We start from the raw sequence: 5,768 nt of genomic DNA, 5'->3' as shown, positions 1-5,768 counted from the left end.
CTAGATGCTGGTTTATCATTGTTCGTTCTTAGACATATATATGCCTCAGTATTATCTCTTAGTTTTTTTCAGAAATCAAATATGATTCCTATATCTAGCTTATACTCATGCGGGAGCAACAGCCAAGTTCCATATTTCTATGCGATCGCCAAAGCAACACTAATTGCTATCTAAGCGAGCGGCGATCGCAGATGTGGCGTACACCGCTCCTGGTTGCCGTAGGCATCAAAACGAGAGTGCAAGACTACAACTCTTTCCTTGGCAAGCTCTAACCAAGTATTAACAATTAGACATCTCCGAAAACGTTCAAAGCCTTTATATGGCTAGGCTATAGTCCGTAAATGCAATCATCCTAAATTAGGTAGTCTGTACGAAAAAATAAGGTTTTGAGATATTTACTGTTGATAATTAGGCAAAAGCATCTAGTTATATGCATTAATTTCAACCTAATGAAATAGCAGATATTTTTAATGGTAATATTAGCGCTCTAATTCGTAATCTGACGTGCTAACCATATTGCTAAATCCTTAAAACTTGCAGATTTAGTATTCCCAAATATCTGAAGTTGTTTACCAAAAATTGCTAAAAATTATACCGGAATTTCAATGATAAATTCTGTACCTTTTCCTGGTGCGGAAATGCAGCTTAACTGACCCCCATGTTTTTCTACCACTATTGAATAGCTAGTTGATAATCCTAAGCCTGTACCACTACCTACTGATTTAGTCGTAAAAAAGGGATTAAATACATTATTTTGCACAGACTTGCTCATTCCTATACCGTTGTCTGCAATGCGAATCAGTATTTTTTTGGCTTCTTTTAATTCAGTCCGAATAATAATATTCGGTTGGCAATTTTTATCTGATGCTTCTAAGGCATCAATGGCATTATTGATAATATTCATAAACACCTGATTCAGAGCAGACGCATAACAATTAACTAAAGGTAGTTGACCATAATGTTGAATAACTGCAATCTCTGGATGTTTACTATTATTTTGAAGTCGATGCTGCAAAAGTAACAGCGTGCTATCAATACCAGAGTGAATGTCTACTGATTTTAATTCTGATTCATCCAAGCGAGAGAAATTTCGCAATGAAAGCACAATTTGACAGATACGTTCTGCTCCTACCCTCATCGATGACAGGAGCTTTTGTAAATCATCCACTATAAATTCTAGTTCAATATCGGCGATTTTCTCGGCAATTTCTGGCAATGGTTGTGGATAAAGTTGCTGATATAAATTATTTAATTCAATTAAGGAGGTAACGTATTCACTTGCTGGTTGTAAGTTACCATAGATGAAATTAATTGGATTATTAATTTCATGAGCAATCCCAGCAACTAGCTGTCCCAAACCAGACATTTTTTCTGATTGAATTAGTTGGGCTTGAGTTGAGTAAAGTTTTTCCAGTGTTAATTCTAGCTGAGTAGCTTTTTCTGTTATTTCCTGGGTGCGCTCTTCTACTTTCTGCTCCAAAGTATGGGAATAGTTCTCTAATTTTTGATATAACTTTGCGTTCTCTAGAGAAATAGCTACTTGAGTCGTGAGGAGTTTGAGAACTTGTAGGCGATCGCTGGTAAACGCACCCACAGTCAGGTTATTTTCGAGGTACAAAATGCCAATCAACTTGCCTTGGTTGAGAATTGGCGCACAGAGAATACTTTTAGGTGAATGCCTCAGGATATAAGGATCAGCCGCTAGGGTTGGCTCGGCTATAGCATTCTCAATCACAGTGAAAGTCAGGGTATTTTTCACCCGATTGATCAGGGCAACAGGTACTATTTGATGATCCTCAAAGGGCAGCGGGAGTGCATCAGCACCGCTACGCGATCGCAAGACAATGGCAGACCCTTCGAGTTGCAATAATGCCTCAATTACCCAGCCCGAACCTGAAGGCATCAGCAACGCACATTTATCTGCTCCTGCATTTTTGAGTATTACCTGAATTAGGGTTGAGAGTAATTTCTCCAACTCAATTTCACTGGAGAGAGATTGAGAAGCTTGGAGAATAGTTGCCAGATCGAGAGCTTCTGAGAGACTAGTATTACTGAAGGTGGAACTCCCAATCGTGTGAGAGGAGATAGGAATCATCGTTTCCGTGGGTGTGAAAGATGGTTGCTGTTTTTGCAAAATTGTTATCAGTAGTTGGGGATAGCGGGTTTCTAGATCAACAACTTTGGCTTTGGCTCCCCAACGGGTGTAACAGTAATAAGCTTCCGTCATGTAGACTTGAGCGATTTTTTCTTTGCCCCAATCGAGATAGAATTTGGCGGCAAGTTCGTTGGCTAATGCTTCTTCGTTAAGGAATTGGTTTTCCTTGGCAAGGGAAATGGCGCGATCGTACTGTTCTATTGCTTCTAGTTTGTTACCGGATCTCCACTTTTCTGCCTCAACTAAATGCCATTTGTGCAAGTAATTCATCGGGGCATTGTCCGCCCACTGGCGCAGAACAGTTTGATGGGCTTTTATCTCGGCAAGCATTTGGACTTGCTCTGCTTCGGGCTGGGTAGGGAAGAGTGCCAAATGCGTTAGGGCGGCATAAAAATGGAAAACAGGAATAACAACCATTCCTGATGCTGCCATCAAATAGGACTTGGCTTGGGTGATATAGCCAAGGGCAGCCTGATAATTACCAAAAGAGTAGGCAAGCAACAGTTTGTAGATATAAGTAATGGCGATCGCTGTGAGATCATGATCTTGGTGGTGCTTTGGTAACATCACCGTTTCATCGTAGGCGATGCCCTTTAAGCAATCGGGTTGACTTACCGTTTCTCTCAAATGCTCCACCGTTTGCCACACTATACCCGAATGAATATGCGCCGAATCTTGTTTCACCTGAGCTAGGCTAGCGCTGTAAGCAGACAATTCCTCTGACAACGTGTCCAGGTTTAAACTCGCCGAAAGTGCAATATTGGCGTAAGCTATAATGCTGTAGCCAGCAGAGAGAAAATCGCCTGTTTCCATGCCAGTCGTATAGCTTTCTTTCAGCGTTGGTAGCGTTGCTAAAAGCGCTTCTTGGCGATGTTGAATGAAACTCCCAAACAGGCTTAGAGTGAGGGACTTCATGCCCTGAGCCTTCAACCTTTCTAGCAACGAAAGCGCTAATCTACCGAACTCATAGCCGATTTCGACTTTACCCAAAAAGGCACACAGCACCATGCCATGAATCGCATATCCTACCGTCGAGGTGGGAGAATTGCCAAACTGGAGCGATAACTGCACCATCGTTGCGCTCAACAAGGGCATAAAACTTGGCATTCCCAAGATCACTGGGGTAAACAATATTCCTAACAGTTGCATCGCTGCGATTGCTGTGGGTTTACTCATTACCGGCAGGTCAATCAGCCCCCTAATCTCTCTGCTTTGGAGTTGCCTTGCAAGGTCTTGTAGTACTTTGCCGATTTGCGCTTTATCTGGCGTATTCGGGAGTTCTACCCCCAATTGTGCTAGAGCCTCTATTCCAATAGCGATCGCCGCTAATATTTGGCTCCTAGCCGCTTGTGCCGCAATTTGAATTTCGTAGATTTTCACTTGATCCAAAATCGTCTGTGCCTGCTGTAATACCATTGCGGCTTGCTGTTCCATGCTTGCAAAGTCACCATTTAGATAACTGGCTTCCGCAGCTGCGACATACAGATTCAGAGTCAATTCATACTGACTTTGCCAACAATTGACCTCTAGTAGCTCAATTCCAGTTTGTAGATACAGTCTGGCCGCAGTGTATGCAGTTGAATGTCTGGCTTTACCACCTGCTTTTAGGTTGAGTTGCGCTAAAGTTTCCCGTTCCTGCTGTTGAGTAATTAATGCCTGTCCTTGGTTCAAATGCAAGGTAATATCAAACAGTTTTTCTTCTCGTTCTATTTCTGAAGAGTTTTCCTGAAGTAACTGTCCAATTTTGAGATGGGTTGCTTGCTTTTGGTCATCAGGAATTAGAAAATAAGCAGCTTGTTGAACCCGGTCATGTAAGAATCGATAAATCGGATTAGCTGCTGCATTAGAAACTGACGCACTGTCAGACTGAATAAAGAACTTATAGATTTCTGTATTCGGAATAATTAGTCCTTCTTGCAAGGCTTTCCATAAATCAACCGCCGTTGCTTCTAAGGATTGTTCTGAAATAATTGCCAATGTATTCAAATCAAACTGCGCCCCAATACAAGCTGCTAGTTTGAGAACATTCTGAGTTCGGTTCGGCAATTTCTGCAATTGCAGCGCCATAAACTCCACCAGATTATCAGTAATTGCTAAAGCTCTGACTTGGGCAATATTACACTGCCAATGGCGGGATTTTAAGTCAAAAATAATTAGCCTATCGTCATGTAACGCCTTCAGAAACTGGGTAGCAAAAAAAGGATTACCTTGAGTTTTTTGATAAACCAATTTTGTCAAAGGTTGGGCTAGAGATAATTTGCAATTCAGCGTATCTGCCACCAACAGATTCATTTGTGCTTCGCTTAATGGTTGCAGCACGATTTTATTGACAACTCCCCCAGCTTTGACGATCTCATCTACAGCCAGCATCAATGGGTGAATTGGTGATACTTCATTATCCCGATATGCACCCAAGATTAATAAATGTCCTGTTTCTGCCATCAACAATTGCAACAATTTCAGCGATGCGGAATCTGCCCACTGCAAGTCATCTAAAAACATTACTAAGGGATATTCAATGCTGGTGAAGACTTGCACAAATTTCTGCATCAGCAGATTGAAGCGATTTTGGGCAGCAGTCCCTGATAATTCTATAGCCGGAACTTGAGTGCCAATAATGCGTTCTAGCTCTGAAATTACGTCAATCAAGACTTGTCCATTGTCGCCAACAGCTTCCAGAATCTTGGTTCTCCAGACTTGCAGTTGTGCATCTGATTCTGACAGCAATTGCCCTATTAAGTCTCGGAATGCTTGGACAAATGCACTCAAGGGAATATTACGTTTAAATTGGTCATATTTACCTTTGATAAAGTAACCACGTTGTCTAACAATCGGTTTGTGAACTTCGTTAACAACCGCAGTTTTACCAATACCCGAAAATCCAGCAACAAACATTATTTCGGTTGCACCTTGGCTAACCCTTTCAAATGCTTGCAATAGAGTTGATACTTCGGTTTCTCGTCCATAGAGTTTGTCAGGGATGATGAAGCGATCGCTAATATCTGCCTCTCCTAATGGAAAAGGTTTTATGATTGCTGTTTTGCATAATTGATTTAGACAAGCCTCTAAATCATGCTTGATTCCCAAAGCACTCTGATAACGACCTTCACCATTCTTCGCCATTAATTTGCTAATGATTTCAGATAAAATTAAAGGAATACTAGGATTTATTTGATGTACTGCAATATGAGTTTTAGCAATATGACAATGCACCAATTCCATCGGATCATCACAGATAAATGGTAATTGCCCCGTAAGTAATTCGTAGAATGTTACACCTAATGAGTAGAAGTCACTACGATAGTCAATTCCCCGGTTCATTCTGCCTGTTTGTTCAGGAGAAATATAAGCAAGTGTGCCTTCTAAGATATTAGGATTGATTAGTATTTGGGTTTCCCGTGGTAGTAAAGATGCAATACTAAAGTCGATTAATTTAACTTCTTTTGTATCGGGATTAATTAAAATATTGGCAGGTTTGATATCTTTATGAATAATCTGCTGTTGATATAATATATCTAATACCAATTTAATATGAAGCTGCATAGAATAGAGCTTCTAGAATAAAGTTATAGGAAGAGATAGAAATTACCTGCTCAAGTGTAAGTTGGTCGAA

Annotated in this window: 2 protein-coding genes; one reads left to right on the top strand and one right to left on the bottom strand. The window is 40.8% G+C overall.

The window, feature by feature from the left end; genetic code table 11:
* Positions 1 to 107: 107 nt before the first annotated feature.
* The gene (locus tag V7L01_RS35230; protein ID WP_335043010.1) at positions 108 to 272 is read left to right on the top strand and encodes a hypothetical protein; all 165 of its coding nucleotides are present in this window, start codon (positions 108 to 110) and stop codon (positions 270 to 272) included.
* Between the two features lie 317 nt (positions 273 to 589).
* Here V7L01_RS35230 and V7L01_RS35225 read toward each other — a convergent pair whose 3' ends face one another.
* Positions 590 to 5,698, bottom strand: a complete 5,109-nt coding sequence (locus tag V7L01_RS35225) for a trifunctional serine/threonine-protein kinase/ATP-binding protein/sensor histidine kinase (RefSeq protein WP_335043009.1) — start codon at positions 5,696 to 5,698, stop codon at positions 590 to 592.
* Between the last annotated feature and the right edge of the window lie 70 nt (positions 5,699 to 5,768).

Origin of the sequence: Nostoc sp. (assembly GCF_036917095.1) — a bacterium.
Taxonomy (GTDB): domain Bacteria; phylum Cyanobacteriota; class Cyanobacteriia; order Cyanobacteriales; family Nostocaceae; genus Nostoc.
This window is presented reverse-complemented; position numbering and strand designations above follow the sequence as displayed.